Raw genomic sequence first — 17,221 nt, 5'->3', positions numbered from 1 at the left:
GAAATATGGTGAAATGTCCAAATAAAAGCACCCGCGACCCCCTCGGGTCGCGGGTGTGAAGCGCGTACAACCTCAGTAACGCGCGGGGTTCAGCGGCTTACCACCACCACTTGCGCTTGATGTTGCAGCCCCAGTAGCGCTTGACGTAGAAGTGCCCGTTCTTCCAGACGACGGTGGTCTTGCGGTGCTTCCAACCCTTGTGCACCTTGCCTGTGCGGCTGATCCAGATGCACTTGCCCTTGTGGGTCTGATGCTGGACCACCGGAGCCTGGGTGGCGACTTCCGTGGACGCGCTGGCGCCGGTGGCGCCGAAGCCGGCCAGGCTCCCCGCCAGGGCGGTGGCCATCGCGGCGCCGGCGAGGGTGGTTCTGAGCTTCGACATGGCGTCTCCCCCTTGACTGCTGTCGGCTCATCTACTCCAGCGACAATAACCGGACATATCATCACAAACACCTACATTTATGCATAACTTATGCAAATTGGGCTGAGATATCCTGCGGACGTGGAGCAGCCGATTCCTCTGTGGCCGGGCCGCGAGGCCGGTCCCGTCTATGTCCGCTCAACCCCCGAAGGCCCCGCGGAGCAGGCGGTCTTCGTCCACGGCCTGGCCGGGTCGGCCACCAACTGGACCGACCTGATGGGGGAGCTGGCCGACCTCGTCACCGGGCACGCCATCGACCTGCCGGGCAACGGCTACTCACCGGCGCCGCCCGACGGCGACTACTCCATCACCGCCCACGCCCGCGCGGTGATCGGCCTGATGGAGCAGACCGGGCCCGCCCACCTGTTCGGCAACTCGCTGGGCGGCGCGGTCTCGGTGCGGGCCGCCGCGCTCCGCCCGGACCTCGTGCGCTCGCTGACCCTGGTCAGCCCGGCGCTGCCCGACTGGTACCCCCGCTACGGCCCGGTCCGGGTCTTCGCCGCCGCCGCGCCCCGCCTGGGCGAGCTCGGCGCCGCCCTGCTGGGCCGGCTGCCGGCCGAACGCCGGATCGCCGCCTCGCTCGCGATGGTCTACGCCGATCCCGCCGTCGTGCACCCCGAGCGGGTGCGTGCCGCCGTGGAGGAGCTGCGCCGCCGGGACGGCCTGCCGTACTCGGCGGCGGCCATGATCGGCTCGACCCGGGGGATCGTGCGGGAGTACCTCAAGAACACCCTCTGGCGCGAGGCCGCCACCATCACCGCCCCCACCCTGCTCCTGTACGGCAGGCACGACCGCCTGGTGCGCGCGGCGATGGCCCGCAAGGCCGCCCGGTCGTTCCCGAACGCCCGCCTGGTGCTGCTGCCGCACTGCGGGCACTGCGCGCAGATGGAGGCCCCCAAGGTGGTGGCCGCGGAGGCCCGGCGTCTGATCCTTGAGACGCGGTTGGGGAATGCCCCACTGGCCAGCTAGGTTTCTCCAGGAAAGACCCCTGTCCATGGGAGCGTAGAACCGTGTCCTTGCCTCCGCTGGTCGAGCCGGCCGCCGAGCTGACCGTCGACGAAGTCCGCCGTTACTCGCGCCATCTGATCATCCCCGATGTGGGCATGGCGGGGCAGAAGCGGCTCAAGAACGCCAAGGTGCTGTGCGTGGGCGCCGGCGGCCTGGGCTCGCCCGCGCTGATGTACCTGGCCGCGGCGGGTGTCGGCACGCTCGGCATCATCGACTTCGACGTCGTCGACGAGTCCAACCTGCAGCGTCAGATCATCCACGGCCAGTCCGACGTGGGCCGGCTCAAGGCCGAGAGCGCGGCGGCGACGGTGCGGGAGATCAACCCGCTGGTCGACGTCATCGTGCACAACGTGGCCCTGTCCACCGAGAACGTGATGGACATCTTCTCCGGCTACGACCTGATCGTGGACGGCACCGACAACTTCGCCACCCGGTACATGGTGAACGACGCGGCGGTGCTGCTCGGCAAGCCGTACGTGTGGGGGTCGATCTACCGGTTCGACGGCCAGGCCAGCGTCTTCTGGGCCGAGCACGGCCCCTGCTACCGCTGCCTCTACCCCGAGCCCCCGCCCCCCGGCATGGTGCCCTCCTGCGCCGAGGGCGGCGTGCTCGGCGTGCTGTGCGCCTCGATCGGCTCGATCCAGGTCAACGAGGCCATCAAGCTGCTCACCGGCATCGGCGACCCGCTGGTCGGCCGCCTGATGATCTACGACGCCCTGGAGATGAAGTACCGCGACGTCAAGGTCCGCAAGGACCCCGAGTGCGTGCTGTGCGGCAAGAACCCGACCGTCACGCAGCTCCTCGACGACTACGAGGCCTTCTGCGGCACGATCTCCGACGAGGCCGCCCAGGCCGCCTCCGGCTCGACGATCACCGCCGCCGAGCTCAAGGCCATGCAGGACGCCGGCGAGGACATCTTCCTCATCGACGTGCGCGAGCCGAACGAGTACGAGATCGTCTCGATCCCCGGCGCCACGCTGATCCCCAAGGGCGAGTTCCTCAACGGCTCGGCCCTGGAGAAGCTGCCGCAGGACAAGCGGATCGTCCTGCACTGCAAGTCGGGCGCGCGCAGCGCCGAGGCGCTGGCCGTCGTCAAGAGCGCCGGCTTCGCCGACGCGGTGCACGTGGGCGGCGGGGTGCTGAGCTGGGTCAAGACCGTCGACCCGAGCCTGCCGACGTACTGACCGGCTGATGGACTGACTGGGGCGAACGGGTCATGGCACGCGTTCGCCCCTATTAGTGTCAGGGCCGTGAACCCTCGCCCGTGGCCGCTGATCGTGCTGGCCTGCCTGCTCGCGCTGGCGAGCCTGGCCGGGGGCGGGTTCGCGGCCACCGCGGTCGGCGCGGAGCTCACCCGCGGCCCGACCGGGAGCGAGCTGGTCACCGCCGCCCGCGCCGAGGTCGCCGAACGCTGGCGCAGCCTCCCGGCCGGGCAGGTCTTCCCCGAGAGCATCGAGTACACCGCCGAGCAGGGCGGGCGCGAGCGGGCCCGGCGGATCGGCATCTCGCCGGACACCTCGTGCCAGGCGGCCGTGGACGAGCGGGCCGAGAAGATCCTCACCGCCGCCCAGTGCCGGGCCGTGCTGCGCGCCACCTACCTCGACGCGCTCGGCGGCGTCCTGGTCACCGTCGGCGTCGTGGTGCTGCCCGACGACCTGCACGCCGCCCGCGTCCGATCCGCCTTCCCGCAGGACGGCCGGCCCGCGCCCGGCGTGCGCGCGCTCGCCTTCAAGGGCACGGTCTCCGACCGCTTCACCGACGCGGTACGGCAGGCGTCCTCGGCCCGCTATGCCGGGCCGTACGTGGTGCTGACCACGGCGGGCCAGGTGGACGGCCGGCCCGCGAAGGCGGTCGGCGGGCAGCGGCCGGGCGTCTTCGCCTTCGCCCGCGAGCTGAGCGACCGCATCCTGGGCGTGCTGACCGAGCCCAAACGGCCGGTCTGCGGCACGAAGGAGTGGCGATGCTGAGGACCCGGCGGCTGCTGCTCGCCCTGGGCGTGCTGGCCCTCCCCGTCTGGTCGGCGGCCCCCGCCTCCGCCGACGACGTGCGCGGCAGCCAGCAGGTGGTGATCGACACCCTGGCGCTGCCGAGGGCCTGGCAGATCACCAAGGGCGCGGGCGTGCTGGTGGCCGTGCTCGACTCCGGCGTCGACCCCCGCCACCGCGACCTGGCCGGTTCGGTGACCGTCGGCAAGGACTTCACCGTGGGCGCCAACCCGCCCGGCGTGGCGCCCAGCCGCCTGCACGGCACCTACATGGCCTCGCTGATCGCCGGGCACGGCCACGGGCCGGGCGGCGGCGACGGGGTGATCGGCGTCGCGCCCGAGGCCCGGCTGCTGTCGGTCCGGGTGATCCTGGAGGACGAGGAGCCGGGCTTCACCACCTTCAACTCCGAGGAGCGCTTCGAGAACGTGGTGGCCAAGGGCATCCGCTACGCGGTCGACCAGGGCGCCGACGTGATCAACATGTCCATCTCCAAGGAACTGGCGACCAAGGAGGAGCGCGCCGCGGTGCGGTACGCGCTGGCCAAGGGCGTCGTGCTGGTGGCGGCGGCGGGCAACGACGGCGAGGGCAAGAAGGTCGCCCCCTACTCCTACCCGGCGGCCTTCCCCGGCGTGGTGTCGGTGGCCGCGACCGACCGGGGGCTGCGCCGGGCCTCCTTCTCCAACGCCAACCCGTCGGTGCTGATCGCCGCGCCGGGCGTGGACATCCTGGGCGCCGGGCCCGGCGACCAGTACTGGGTCGGGCAGGGCACCTCGCAGGCCACCGCGCTGGTCTCGGGCGTCGCGGCGCTCATCAAGGCCGAACATCCGAAGATGTCACCCGCGCTGGTCGCCCAGGCGCTCACCGCCGGGGCCACCGGCGACGGCTACACCACCAAGACCGGCTTCGGCGTCGTCAACGCCGCCCGCTCCCTCGCCGAGGCGGGCAAGCTGTCCAGGCACACCACGACCGCCAAGGCCGCCGCCCACGACGCCGCCCGCCCGCTGGGACCCGGCGTCGCGGACCCGGTCCAGGTGATCCACCGCGACGAGCGGCACATCCTGGTGCACGGCGCGTTCGGCGTGGGCGCCCTGATCGGCGTGGCCGGCTGCGCGGGCGCCGCCATCTGGCTGGTCAGGCGCTCCGGCCGGCCGGCCCCTGTACTCACCGGGCTCATCGCGCATGATCCGCCTCCTTAGGGGGACGAACTAGGCATAACCTCCGCGGAGCGTGCGAGTGAGCGATCAGCCGATCAAGCCCGGTAGAAGGCCGATGACCCCGGTGCCCCGCACCCGGCGCAACGGCCCCTTCGGCGCGGCCACCGCCCGGCGCACCCGCGTCCGCACCTGGCCCGCCGCCGGCCGGGGGCACGCCGAGGCCGCCCGCCGCCAGGCCGAGACCGCCGCGCTCCAGCAGGGCATCCGCTACCGCGGCATCTTCCTGGCGCTGCTGGCCGCCGTCGTCGCCACCTCCGCCGTGCTGGTCCTGCTCGGCACCGTCGGCCTGGTCGCCGAGACCCGCTCGCGGCCCCTGACCCCGGCCGAGCAGATGCGCTACCAGCAGGAGGAGATCGCCCGCCGCTGGCAGGCCTGGCCGGCCACCGGCGTCTTCCCCGAAGAGGTCAAGTACCTCGGCCTCCAGCGCCTGCCGCAGTACGCCCGCCGGGTCGGCATCGCGCCCGAGGTGAGCTGCGGCCGGGCCGTGGACGCCGCGGTCGCCGACGTGCTCGACCGGCACGGCTGCCTCACCACGCTGCGCGCCACCTACATCGACGAGACCGCCACCTTCGTCTTCACCGTCGGCGTCGCCGTCCTGGAGAGCGAGGAGTCCCGCGTCTCGGCCGCCGAGGAACTGTCCGGGGACGACCGCGTGGGCGTGCTGCCGGTCGCCTTCCCCGGCACCGTGACCGAGCGCTTCGGCGTGGACCAGCGCCAGCGCAACGCCTGGGTGGGGGCCGGGCCGTACCTCGTCTTCGCCACGGGCGGCTACGTGGACGGCCGCACCCGCGCGGCGGTGCCGCCGGAGGAGATCCTGCACAGCGAGCTGTGGACCACCGCCCGCTCCATCGGCAACCAGATCGCCTACTTCCTGGCCGACCCGCCCAGAGTCCCGCCGTGCACCCAGGGGAACGTGTGCTGACCGCCACCGCCGCCGCCCTCACCGCCACCTTCCTGCTGTACGGCGCAGCAGCCCCGCCCCCGGTGCGCGAGCAGCAGGAATGGGTGCTCGACACGCTCAACCTGGAACGGGCCTGGACGATCACCAAGGGCCGCGGCGTCACCGTCGCGGTGATCGACAGCGGCGTCGACCCGGCGCTCAAGGAACTGCGCGGCCGGGTCGAGCTGGCCGGCGACATGACCACCGCCGACGCCGTGCCGGGCGAGCCGGGCCAGCACGGCACCGCGATGGCCGCGCTCATCGCCGGCTCGGGCGAGGGCAAGGGCATGATCGGCGCCGCGCCCGAGTCCCGCATCCTGTCGCTGCCGATCGCCCTGGAGGAGGAGACCGGCGGCGGCCTGATCGCCCCGGACGCCGACCAGCTCACCTCGCGGATGAGCCCCGTCGCCCGGGCCATCCGCTACGCCGCCGACCACGGGGCCAAGGTCGTCAGCATGTCCATCGGCACCTACGGCACCGACCGCTCGGAACGTGAGGCGGTCTCCTACGCGCTGCGCCGCGGCGTGGTGCTCGTCGCGGCGGTCGGCAACGACGGCACGAGCGCCTACGCCAAGCAGAACCGCACCTCGTACTGGACCTTTCCGGCCGGTTACTCCGGCGTGATCGGCGTCTCCGCGGTGGACCGGATGGGCCGCGGCGCGCCGTTCAGCAGCGACAACCTCTCGGTCACCGTCGCCGCGCCCGGCATGGGCGTCCCGGTCGCCAAGCGCTCGGGCGGCTACACCACCGCCGACGGCACCAGCCCCTCGGCCGCGCTGGTCGCCGGGGTGGCCGCGCTGATCAAGTCGCGCCATCCCGAGATGCGGCCGGAGATCGTCGCCCAGGCGCTCGTCGCCAGCACCAAGGGCCGGCCGCTCACCGGCTACGACGACAAGATCGGTTTCGGCGTCGTGGACGCCGCCGCGGCCCTGGCCGCCGCGGATCGCCTGGCCGGGCAGCAGCGCTCGGCCACCGTCCCGGCCGGCGCGCACTTCGGCGAGGGCGAGAACTCCCCGGCTCCCTCCCGGCCCGGCCCCGACCCGCTGCGGATGTGGATCTTCGGTCTCGGCGCCGTGCTCGGCCTGGCCGCCTTCGGCTGGGCGGTGGCCACCCTCAGCCAGCGCCGGTAGATCCGGGTCGCGGAATGTCGGGGCCGCCTCCTACCCTTGGCGCGTGGATCAGTTCGCGGAGCGCGTGCTCGACGTGGTCGAGCACATCCCGCCCGGGCGGGTGATGGCCTACGGCGACATCGCCGAATACCTGGGCGAAGGCGGCCCGCGTCAGGTCGGCAGGGTCATGTCGACCTGGGGCGGAGGCGTGCCGTGGTGGCGCGTCGTGCACGCCGACGGCACCCCCGTGCCCGGGCACGAGGTGGAGTGCCGGCAGCGGTGGCGCGAGGAGGGCACCCCGACCCGGGGTGTGACGCCGGGTGTGAAGGTTGATATGCGGCGTGCCCGGTGGGACGGATCGCCGGATTCAGCGGAATTTCAGGAAAATCACTGAGCAGCCGTTATCCACAGGACCCGGACGGCAGAGGCAGGGCGCCCACTACCATAGCCAGAACAACCGGATGGGTTTGCGAAAGGCGGTCCCCCCGATGGCCACCGGCGCTTCAGCCCCGAGCCAGGGCGGCGAGCGCCTGAGGGCTGTCCAAGAGCTCTGCGATCGGGGCGAGCCACTGCCCGCGATCATGCGAGCCGTGGGCGAGGGCGGCCTCGACTCCACCTTCGACGCCGAGGTCCTGAGCGGCCCGCTGGGCGCCCGGATGGATCTGGCGATCAAGCGCGGCGCGGCCCGCCGGCGCGAGCTGGTCGACCAGCTCCGCCCCTACCTGGCCAAGGTCTCCCCGGCGGTCAAGCACGACCTGCCGGTCGCGCGCCGCCTGCTGGTGCACCTGATCGAGAAGCGTCCCGACGAGGAGCTCGTCGACGGCGACGCGCTGGTCAAGGTGGTCACCGCCGCGGCCGAGCCGTCCAAGCGCATCCGCAAGGGCCTGCGCTGGTATGCCGACCTGCCCTATCGCGAGGAGCTGCCGGCCGACCTGTTCCGGCTGCGCAAGTCCGACCTCGTGCCGGTCACCCAGATCGACGACATCCACTGGAAGGGCGGCAAGCTCCACGTCCACGGGCACGCCTACCTGGCGGGCCTGTCGGTGCGGAGCCGCCGGTTCAACCGGGCCACCGTCGTGCTGCGCGGCCCGCGCTGGCTGCCGCCGGTGCGCCTGCGCACCCGCCGCATCTACGCGCCCGAGGCCACCCACGCCGCCCGCGAGGCCGGCTGCAACTACGACTGGTCGGGCTTCACCGCCGAGCTCACCCCCTGGGCGCTGCGCTGGCGCGCCTCGGCACGGGCCGTGGTCAGCGGCGTGCGCCGGATGCTCCGCCGCCGCCTGGCGGTGCCCGAGACCACCACGTGGCGGGCCGAGATCGTCTTCTGGAGCCGCGGCGCCCGCGCCACCGGCCTGCTGCGCGGCGCCGCCGTCGGCCGCACCGAGCGCCCCGCCGGGCTGCGCGTGCGCGACGGCTGGTGGATCCGCCCGGTCTGGACCTCCGACCGGGCCCTCCAGGTCGTCCTGCAGCCCAACCGGGCCGAGCTGACCGGCGCCGACCTCGACGGCGAGCGCCTGGAGCTCAAGATCATGTTGCCCGGCCGCAGCGTCACCAAGGGCCACGCCCGCCTCGGCGGGCACCGCATCGCCGCCGACTTCACCCCGGTCGCCGGCGGCACCCTGGTGACCGTCGCGCTCGCCGTCACCTCGCTGGTCAACGAGAAGGACGGCCGCCGCCTGTGGGTCGAGCCCAAGGGCGACCCGGCGGCCTCCGTGATGCTCTCCGAGGCCGGCGAGACGCGCGCGGTCGTGGGGGATCGCGAGATCACCGTCCTGGGCGACCGGCGCGACCGCGTCGTGGTCTCCGCGCACCGCATCCGGCCGGTGATCACCGGTGTGGCCTGGGAGGACGGCTCGACGCTGATCCTGCGCGGCCACTACCCCGACGCCTCCGGCGCCGACCGGCTCTCGCTGCGGCACCGCTCCGGCCTGATGTACACCGTCCCGTTGGAGCGTGACGGCGAGGAGTTCACCGTCCGGCTGGCGCCGGGCGCGATGGAGCGTTTCGGCGAGTCCGTCCCGCTCTCCTCCGGCACCTGGAACCTCTCGGTCCGGCACCCGTCGGGCGAGATCGTCCCGGCCCGCGTCGACCACGCCGCGCTGCCCACCCTCGACGAGGCGCCCCGCGCCGTCGACAACCGCTCCTACCGGCTCGTCTCCACCCGGTTCGACGTGCCCGTGCTCATGGTGGAGGAGGTCCGGCCCGCCGACGAGAAGGGCGTCGCCGGCACCCACCAGCTCCGCCGCGTCTTCTACCCGGCCCAGCGCGGCGAGCCGCTCACCGACGCCACCGTCTACGTCGTCAACGACGGCCGCCTCTACGCCGACAGCGTCCGCGCCATCTTCGAGGAGCGGCTGCGCCGCGGCGACGACCGGGAGCACGTCTGGATCGTCAAGGACGGCGCGTTCTCGCTGACCGGCATGCTCGGCGACGCGGTCCCCGGCCAGGCCCTGGCCGACGCCGGCGTCCGCCTGGTTCGGGCGGGCAGCCGCGAGCACCACGCGGCTCTGGCCCGCTCCCGTTACGTCGTCACCAACGCCTTCCTGCCCACCTGGTTCCGGGCCCGTGACGAGCAGACGATCGTCCAGACCTGGCACGGCACCCCGGTCAAGCACATCGGCAACGACCAGCCGCACATGACCCGCGAGCCCCGGCCCCCGGTGTGGTACCGCCAGGCCGCCGAGGTCCGCGGCTGGGACGTGCTGCTGTCCCAGTCGCCGTGGGCCACCCCGGTGCTGCGCAAGGCCTTCGGCTACCAGGGCGAGGTCCTGGAGAGCGGCCTGCCGCGCAACGACGTCCTCAGCGCGCCCTCGCCCGAGCGGGAGGCCCGCGCCGCCGAGATCCGCGCCCGCCTGGGCCTCACCCCCGGGCGCAAGGTCGTGCTCTACGCGCCCACCTGGCGCGACTACGACCGGAAGAACGGCTCGGTCAAGCTCGTCCCCGACGGCTCCTACGACCTGCTCGTCCGGGCGCACCCCATGCAGGCCGTGCCCAACGTCCCGCAGGGGGCCGTCGACGTCACCACCTACCCGGACATCACCGACCTGTTCCTGGTGGCCGACGTGCTGGTGACCGACTACTCCTCGTCGATGTTCGACTTCGTGGCCACCGGCAAGCCGGTGCTGCTGTTCGCCTACGACCTCGACAAGTACGCGGCCAAGCGCGGCCTCTACCTCGACCTCCGCGAGCAGGCCCCCGGCCCGCTGCTCACCACCGCGGCCGAGGTCGCCGAGGCGCTGCGCGACCTGCCCTCGGTGGCCGCGTCCTACGCCGACCGGTACGAATCCTTCCGTGCCACCTTCGCGCCCCGCGACGACGGCAAGGCGACCGCCCGCGTCGTCGACCACCTGTTCACCTGACCGTCTGATCCCTGGTGCGCCCGGGGCCCGCCGCCCCTGCTGACCCGGCCGGAGGCCCCCCACCCATCGCCTGGGATGGGTGGGTTTGGGCGGCGTGTCGAGGGGTGGAAAACGCGGGATCCCCGATACGGTGGCCGAATCGCTTGCCGAGAACGGTCAATGCGGCACGATCTACCCCCGTGGTCTGGTGGAATTGAGTGCTGTGAGTGGTCAGACCTGGCGGTTGGTGCGACGTGGGGGCAGGGGTCCTGTTGCGGCTCCTGTGCTCGACGAGCATCAGCGTGCCGTGGTGGACCACCGGAGCGGCCCCCTGTTGGTCCTCGCAGGTCCGGGCACCGGCAAGACGACCACGATCGTCGAGGCGGTGGTCGACCGGGTCGAGCGGCGCGGGATGGACCCCGAGCGCGTGCTCATCCTCACCTTCAGCCGCAAGGCGGCCGGAGAGCTCCGGGAGCGCATCACCGGCCGGATGCGGCGAACCACCAGGACCCCGCTGGCGCTGACCTTCCACAGCTACGCCTACGCGCTGATCCGGCGCGAGGCGGTGCTGTCCGGCGCCCCGCTGCCGCGGCTGCTGAGCGGGCCCGAGCAACTGCTGGAGGTCCGCAGGCTGCTCCACGGCGAGCTGGAGGACGGCGCGCGCGGCTGGCCGGAGTCCCTGCGCGAGGCGCTGAAGACCCGCGGCTTCGCCGAGGAGCTGCGCGACTTCCTGTCGCGGGCGGCCGAACGCGGGCTGGACGGCGAGCAACTCGTCGCGCTGGGCCGCCAGTACGGCCGGGGCGACTGGGTGGCCGCCGGCCGCTTCTCCCTGCGGTACGAGTCGCGCTTCGACCTCGACCCGGAGCCGGCCCTCGACTACGCCGAGCTGATCCGCGAGGCGGGCGGGCTGCTGTCGGATCCGGAGATCAGGCGGCGCGAGCAGGCCGCCTACGACGTGGTGTTCGTGGACGAGTACCAGGACACCGACCCGGCCCAGGAGTACCTGCTGCAGCAACTGGCCGGGAACGGCCGCACGCTGATCTGCGTGGGCGACCCCGACCAGTCGATCTACGGCTTCCGCGGCGCGGACGTGCAGGGCATCCTGCGCTTCCCGGAGCGCTTCCGCGACCGGGAGGGCCGCGAGGCGCCGGTCGTGGCGCTGCGCGTGTGCCGCAGGAGCGGCCCGGCCCTGCTGGAGGCCTCCCGCCGGGTCGCCGCCCGCCTCCCGGTCCCGCCCACCCCCACCGAGCCGGACCTCGCCGAGCCCGACCCCGCTGCGCACGACACCGGCCCGGTGCGGCCCCCGGCGTGGGCGGCGCCGTCCCGCACGCGGGGCCACCGCGAGCTGGCCCCGCTGCCCGAGGCGGAGCCGGGCGAGGTGAAGGTGCTCCTGGCCGACAGCACGAACCAGGAGGCCGCCGTGGTGGCCGACACGCTGCGCCGGGCCCACCTGATCGAGGGCGTCCCGTGGCATCGCATGGCCGTGCTGGTGCGCTCGGCGACCCGCCAGGTCCCGCTGTTGCGCCGCGCGCTGGTGGCGGCCGGGGTGCCCACCCTGGTGGCCGGCGACGAGGTGCCACTGGCCCAGGAGCCAGGGGTCCGCCCGCTGCTCACCCTGCTGCGCATCGCCCTCAACCCCGCCATGCTCGACGAGAGCGTGGCCGAGGAACTGCTGACCGGCCCGTTCGGCGGCACCGACATGATCGGCGTCCGCCGCCTGCGCCGCGCGCTCAAGATCGCCGAGAACGAGGCCCTGGCCGCCGAGGAGGCCGAGCCCAGCACGCTGCCCACCGAGCCCCGCACCTCGGGCGAGCTGCTGGTGGCCGCGCTGCGCGACGCCCGCGAGCTGACCCCGGTCGAGCCGCACGTCGCCCTCCCCGCCGAACGCGTCGCCAAGCTCCTGGCCGTCGCCAAACAGTCCGTACGGCACGGCGGAACGGCCGAGGACGCCCTGTGGGAGGTCTGGAGCGCCAGCGGCCTGGCCGAGCGCTGGACCGAGCAGAGCATCGCCGGCGGCTCCCGCGGCGCCCAGGCCGACCGCGACCTCGACGCGGTCGTGGCGCTGTTCGACTACGCCGCCAGGTTCGTGGACCGCATGCCCAAGGCCGGCCCCGAGGTCTTCATCGACGACCTGGCCAGCCAGGAGATCCCCGGCGACACCCTGGCAGAACGCGCCCCCGACGGCGACGCCGTACGGGTGCTGACCGCGCACCGGTCCAAGGGCCTGGAGTGGGACGTGGTGGTGGTCGCGGGCGTGCAGGAGGGCGTCTGGCCGGACCTGCGGCTGCGCGGCTCCATGCTGGGCGCGGAGACGCTGGTGGAGCTGGCCGAGGGCAGCGCGATGGACTCGGCGCAGGTCGCCTCGGCCCAGCTCGCGTCCAAGCTCCTGGCCGAGGAGCGCAGGCTGTTCTACGTGGCCGCGACCCGGGCCCGCAAGCGCCTGGTGGTCACCGCGGTGGGCGGCGAGGACACCGAGGAGCGGCCGTCGCGCTTCCTGACCGAGCTGATGCCGGGCGCGGTCGAGGCGGCCGGCGTGGACGACCGGGCGCGCTGGCTGACCATGTCCGCGCTGGTGGCCGACCTGCGCAGCGCGGTGGTGGACCCCACGAAGCCGGCGAAGGTCCGGCAGGAGGCGGCCAGGCAGCTCGCCCGGCTCGCCGCCGCGGGCGTCCAGGGCGCCCACCCCAACGACTGGTACGCCCTCACCACGATGACCGACGACCGGCCGCTCGGCTGGCCCGACAACATCGTGCGCATCTCCCCGTCCGCGGTCGAGAACTTCACCAAGTGCGGCCTGCGCTGGCTGCTGGAGACCGCGGTCGGCGCCGCCGGCACCAGCACCGCCCAGGGCCTGGGCAACGTGATCCACGCCCTGGCCGTGCTCGCCGCCACCGACCTGCCCAGCGAGGACCTGCTCGGCGCCCGCCTGGACGAGATCTGGAACGAGCTCGACTTCGGCGGCGTCTGGTTCAACCGCAAGCAGCGCCAGGTCGCCGAGCAGATGATCAACAAGTTCGTGCAGTGGCACAAGAACAACGAGCGCGACCTGGTCGCCCTGGAGGAGTCGTTCACCGCGATCGTCTCCGAGGGCGTCGAGATCCGCGGCCGGGTGGACCGGGTGGAGCGCGACTCCGAGGGCCGGGCCGTGATCATCGACCTCAAGACCGGCGCGAGCAAGCCCAAGGCCGACGAGCTCGACCGCCACCCCCAGCTCGGGGTCTATCAGCTCGCCGTACTCCTGGAGGCCTTCGCCAAGCACGGCCTGACCAAGCCCGGCGGCGCGGCGCTGGTGCAGGTGGGCAAGGCGGCCGGCAAGAACGCCGTGGAGCAGCGCCAGCAGGCCCTCGCCGACGACGGCAACCCCGAGTGGGCCAGGGAACTGGTCGACACGGTGGCGCTCGGCATGTCCGGCCCCTTCTTCCAGGCCAAGGTCAACGACGGCTGCCGCACCTGCGCCGCCAAGAACTCCTGCCCGGTCAACGACAACGGGGGCCAGGTGTGCTGAACCCGGTCGAACTCGCCGAGAAGCTCGGCATCCTTCCCCCGACCCCCGAACAGGCCAAGGTCATCGACGCCCCGCTGGAGCCCATGGTCGTCATGGCCGGCGCGGGCTCCGGCAAGAGCGAGACGATGGCCGGACGCGTGGTCTGGCTGGTCGCCAACGGCCTGGTGCGTCCCGAGCGGGTGCTGGGCCTCACCTTCACCCGCAAGGCCGCCGCCGAGCTCGCCCACCGGGTGCGGGAGCGGCTCAACGGGCTGGCCGAGGCCGGGCTGGTCGCCCCGGAGGTGCTCGACAACGAGCCGACCGTCTCGACCTACCACGCCTACGCCGCCCGCCTGGTGACCGACCACGCGCTGCGCGAGGCGCTCGAACCCACGCTGCGGCTGGTCACCCCGGCGATCTCCTGGCAGCTCGCCTCCCGCGTGGTCGCCATGTACGACGGGCCGATGGACAAGGTCGAGCTCGGCCCCTCCAGCGTGACCGCCGCCGTGCTGGAGCTGGCCGGGGAGCTGTCGGAGCACCTGCGCGGCGCCGCCGACGTGCGGGAGGTGGGGGAGTGGCTCCAGACCCAGTACGGCAGGCTCCCCGGCCGGATCGTCCAGGCGCAGGCCAAGCCGCTTGCCGTACAGGCGGCCAGGGAGCAGTTGCTCCCCCTGGTGGAGGCCTACCAGCGGGTCAAGCGCAAGCGGGAGGTCATCGACTACGGCGACCAGATGTCGCTGGCCGCGCGGATCGCCGCCAACCACCGCGAGGTGGGCGAGATCGAGCGCGACCGCTACTCGGTGGTCCTGCTGGACGAGTACCAGGACACCAGCCACGCCCAGCTCGTGCTGCTGCGCAGCCTGTTCGGCGGCGGCCACCCGGTCACCGCGGTCGGCGACCCGTGCCAGTCCATCTACGGCTGGCGTGGCGCCTCGGCGGGCAACCTGCGGCGCTTCCCGAGCGACTTCCCGGCAGCCGGCGGCGAGCCCGCGCCGGTGCGCCAGCTCAGCGTCAGCTTCCGCAACGGCGACCGCGTGCTCGACGTGGCCGCGCGGGTGCAGCTCCCGCTCCGCATGGAGGCGCGCGAGGTGCCCGTGCTGGTGCCCGGTCCCAACCGGGTCGAGCGCGGCCGGGTGACCTGCGCCTTCCACGAGACGGCCGAGGACGAGGCGAGGTGGATCGCCGACGGTATCGACAAGCTGCTGCGGATGGAGGTCGCCCCCGACGGCCTGCCGTGGGGCGACGGCGAGCGCAGGAAGCAGAAGACGCCGCAGCTCCAGCCGTCCGACGTGGCGATCCTGGCCCGCAAGCGCTCGCAGTTCCCGGCGCTGCGCCGGGCGCTGGAGGAGCGCGGCATCCCGGTCGAGGTGGTCGGCCTGGGCGGCCTGCTGACCGTGCCCGAGGTCAACGACATCGTGGCGACGTTGCGCGTGCTCTACGACCCCACCGCGGGCGACGCGCTGGTGCGGCTGCTGGCCGGGCCGCGCTGGCGGATCGGGCCGGCCGACCTCAAGCAGCTCGGCGAGTGCGCCCGCGAGCTCAACCGCGAGCTGCGCGAGGGCGGCAAACGGGAGAGCGACCCGCTCAACCAGGTGGTCGCCGACCTGGCCGAGGAACGCGGCAGCCTGGTCGACGCACTGGACGAGCTGCCCGACCGCGAGGCGTGGCTGGAGCTGTTCTCGCCGCTGGCCGCGACCCGGCTGGTGGCCTACGCCCAGGAGCTGCGCACGTTGCGCGCGCACGCCGGCCAGCCGCTGCCCGACCTGATCACCGAGGTCGAACGCCGGATGGGCCTCGACATCGAGGTGGGCGCGCGGGGCGGCGCGTTCGCCGCGCGGGCCGACCTCGACGCCTTCCAGGACGCCGCCTCCCGCTTCGCCGGTGACTCCGAGGACCCGACGCTGGGCGCCTTCCTGGCCTACCTGCAGGCGGCCGAGAGCGAGGAGTTCGGGCTGGAGGGCGGCCGGGTCGGCGAGAGCAACAGCGTGAAGCTGATGACCGTGCACGCCTCCAAGGGCCTGGAGTGGCCGGTCGTGGTCGTGCCGGGGCTGTCGCAACTGCTCAGCTCCAAGGGCGCGGTGACCACCGGCAGCATCTTCCCGGCCACGCCCGTCACCAACTCCCGCTGGACCGACAACCCGCGCAAGCTGCCCTACCCGCTGCGCGGCGACGCGGGGGACCTGCCGCGCCTGGCCGGGCTGGGCAAGGAGGACCTGGCCGACTTCGAGGAGCAGTGCCGCGAGCGCGACCTGACCGAGGAGCGCCGCCTGGCCTACGTGGCGGTCACCCGCGCCCACTACCACCTGATCGCCTCCGGTTACCGCTGGGGGAGCGCGACCAAGCCGCTGGAGCCCTCGCAGTTCCTGTTGGAGGTGCGGGACACCGCCGACCGGGTGGCCTTCTGGGCGCCCGAGCTGGAGGACGGGGCGAGCAACCCGCTGCTGGCCGAGCCGGCCGAGGCCACGTGGCCGGTGACGCCCGAGGGCCTGCGGTACGAATCGGTGCTCGACGGGGCCCGCCTGGTCGAGGACGCGCTGGCCGGGATCATGGAGGCGGCCGAGGACACCGGCCTGCGCCCCTTCGAGGAGGAGCGGGTCAAGGCCTGGCAGCGCGACACCGACCTGCTGCTGCGCGAGCGCGCCGCCTACCGCGAGCGGGCCGGGCTGGCCGTGGAGCTGCCCTCCAAGCTGACCGTCTCCTCGCTGGTCACGCTGGCCGGCGACCCGGGCGAGCTGGCCCGCCGCATCCGCCGGCCGGTCCCGCGCAAGCCGGCCCCGCTGGCCCGCCGCGGCACGTCCTTCCACCGCTGGCTGGAGTCGCGCTGGGACCAGCAGCGCCTCATCGACGACCTCGACCTGCTGGAGACGGAGCTGGAGGAGGCCGATGTCCGGCTGGCCGAGCTGCAGCTCCGCTTCGAGGAGTCGGAGTGGGCCGGGCGGCGCCCGCTCGACCTGGAGGTGCCGTTCGAGACGATGATCGCCGACCGGCTGGTGCGCGGCCGGATGGACGCCGTCTTCCAGGCGCCCGACGGCAGCTACGAGGTGGTCGACTGGAAGACCGGGCGCAAGCCGGCCGGCAAGGCCGCGCGGGCCGCCTCGGTGCAGCTGGCCGCCTACCGGCTGGCCTGGTCGCACCTGGCGGGCGTGCCCGTCGAGCGGGTCCGCGCGGCCTTCCACTACGTCCGGCTCAACCAGACCGTCCGTCCCGTGGACCTGCTGGACGAGGCCGGCCTGGTGGCGCTGATCGAGGCGGTGCCGACCGCGCCCGCCCCGGGCGTCAAGGCTCCCTGACCAAGCCCTCAGGCTTCCCTGATCAGGCCCGGATCGGTGAGGTCCGGGTCCTCGTCCGCCTCGGCCTGCGGCTCCTGCAGCGGCCGCCCGCTGAGCGGCTCGCGCAGGTTGCGGTTCTTCTGCGGCTCCCGCTTCTCCTTGGAGTCGCGCAGTTGCCGGATGATGTCGTGCCGTACGTCCATCAGCCCGTCGTGCAGGTCGCGGTCGCGCGAGGTGGCGACCAGCTTGGGCCAGCCGGCGATCTCCAGCTCCAGCGTGACCTGCTGGTCGGCGCTGTCGCGGTCCTTGACGCTCAGGTCGAGGACCACCTTCTCCTCGGCGAAGCGCCGCAGGTGCGCCTCCATCGGCTGGAGCAGGCCGACGATCTTCTCGCGCTCGGCGTCCTTGAAGCCGGTGCCGAGCCGCAGTCGTTGTTCGATCATGAATTACCCC

General features: G+C 73.3%; 12 protein-coding genes. 10 read left to right on the top strand and 2 right to left on the bottom strand.

The window, feature by feature from the left end; all coding sequences use genetic code 11:
* Positions 1 to 97 precede the first annotated feature (97 nt).
* On the bottom strand, positions 98 to 382 hold the full coding sequence (locus tag ACIBG7_RS39095; RefSeq protein WP_397339529.1) for a hypothetical protein: 285 nt from the start codon (positions 380 to 382) through the stop codon (positions 98 to 100).
* Positions 383 to 502: 120 nt separating this feature from the next.
* On the opposite strand from ACIBG7_RS39095, the gene ACIBG7_RS39090 reads away from it, so the two are divergent.
* The 10 genes from ACIBG7_RS39090 (at position 503) to ACIBG7_RS39045 (ending at position 16,789) form a co-directional block, all read left to right on the top strand.
* Positions 503 to 1,390 (top strand): alpha/beta hydrolase, encoded by an 888-nt coding sequence (locus ACIBG7_RS39090; RefSeq protein WP_357930517.1) that lies wholly within the window; start codon positions 503 to 505, stop codon positions 1,388 to 1,390.
* A 41-nt stretch (positions 1,391 to 1,431) separates the two neighbouring features.
* Positions 1,432 to 2,613, top strand: coding sequence for an adenylyltransferase/sulfurtransferase MoeZ (gene moeZ, locus ACIBG7_RS39085; RefSeq protein ID WP_357930516.1), 1,182 nt, complete (start codon positions 1,432 to 1,434; stop codon positions 2,611 to 2,613).
* A 66-nt stretch (positions 2,614 to 2,679) separates the two neighbouring features.
* Positions 2,680 to 3,396 (top strand): hypothetical protein, encoded by a 717-nt coding sequence (locus ACIBG7_RS39080; protein WP_397339528.1) that lies wholly within the window; start codon positions 2,680 to 2,682, stop codon positions 3,394 to 3,396.
* Entirely contained in the window at positions 3,390 to 4,610 is a 1,221-nt protein-coding gene (locus ACIBG7_RS39075; protein WP_397339527.1) for a S8 family serine peptidase, read from the top strand. The genes ACIBG7_RS39080 and ACIBG7_RS39075 overlap by 7 nt, the downstream gene beginning before the upstream one ends.
* A 73-nt stretch (positions 4,611 to 4,683) precedes the next feature.
* Positions 4,684 to 5,550: a hypothetical protein gene (locus tag ACIBG7_RS39070; protein WP_357930510.1), complete on the top strand. Its 867-nt coding sequence runs from the start codon at positions 4,684 to 4,686 to the stop codon at positions 5,548 to 5,550.
* Positions 5,544 to 6,698 (top strand): S8 family serine peptidase, encoded by a 1,155-nt coding sequence (locus ACIBG7_RS39065; RefSeq protein WP_397339526.1) that lies wholly within the window; start codon positions 5,544 to 5,546, stop codon positions 6,696 to 6,698. Before ACIBG7_RS39070 ends, ACIBG7_RS39065 begins: the two co-directional genes overlap by 7 nt.
* Positions 6,699 to 6,741: 43 nt before the next feature.
* Entirely contained in the window at positions 6,742 to 7,071 is a 330-nt protein-coding gene (locus ACIBG7_RS39060) for an MGMT family protein (RefSeq protein WP_397339525.1), read from the top strand.
* Between the two features lie 187 nt (positions 7,072 to 7,258).
* Complete coding sequence (locus ACIBG7_RS39055) at positions 7,259 to 10,036, top strand: CDP-glycerol glycerophosphotransferase family protein (RefSeq protein ID WP_397339524.1); 2,778 nt, start codon at positions 7,259 to 7,261, stop codon at positions 10,034 to 10,036.
* Between the two features lie 202 nt (positions 10,037 to 10,238).
* Entirely contained in the window at positions 10,239 to 13,520 is a 3,282-nt protein-coding gene (locus ACIBG7_RS39050; protein ID WP_397339523.1) for an ATP-dependent helicase, read from the top strand.
* Positions 13,514 to 16,789, top strand: coding sequence for an ATP-dependent helicase (locus ACIBG7_RS39045; RefSeq protein ID WP_397339522.1), 3,276 nt, complete (start codon positions 13,514 to 13,516; stop codon positions 16,787 to 16,789). The genes ACIBG7_RS39050 and ACIBG7_RS39045 overlap by 7 nt, the downstream gene beginning before the upstream one ends.
* A gap of 8 nt (positions 16,790 to 16,797) precedes the next feature.
* On the opposite strand, the gene ACIBG7_RS39040 is transcribed toward ACIBG7_RS39045, so the two are convergent.
* On the bottom strand, positions 16,798 to 17,211 hold the full coding sequence (locus tag ACIBG7_RS39040; protein ID WP_357930494.1) for a hypothetical protein: 414 nt from the start codon (positions 17,209 to 17,211) through the stop codon (positions 16,798 to 16,800).
* Between the last annotated feature and the right edge of the window lie 10 nt (positions 17,212 to 17,221).

The organism is Nonomuraea sp. NPDC050328 (assembly GCF_044459405.1).
GTDB lineage: Bacteria > Actinomycetota > Actinomycetes > Streptosporangiales > Streptosporangiaceae > Nonomuraea.
Note: the sequence above shows the minus strand (reverse complement) of the source record. Positions and strands in the feature narration are given on the sequence as shown.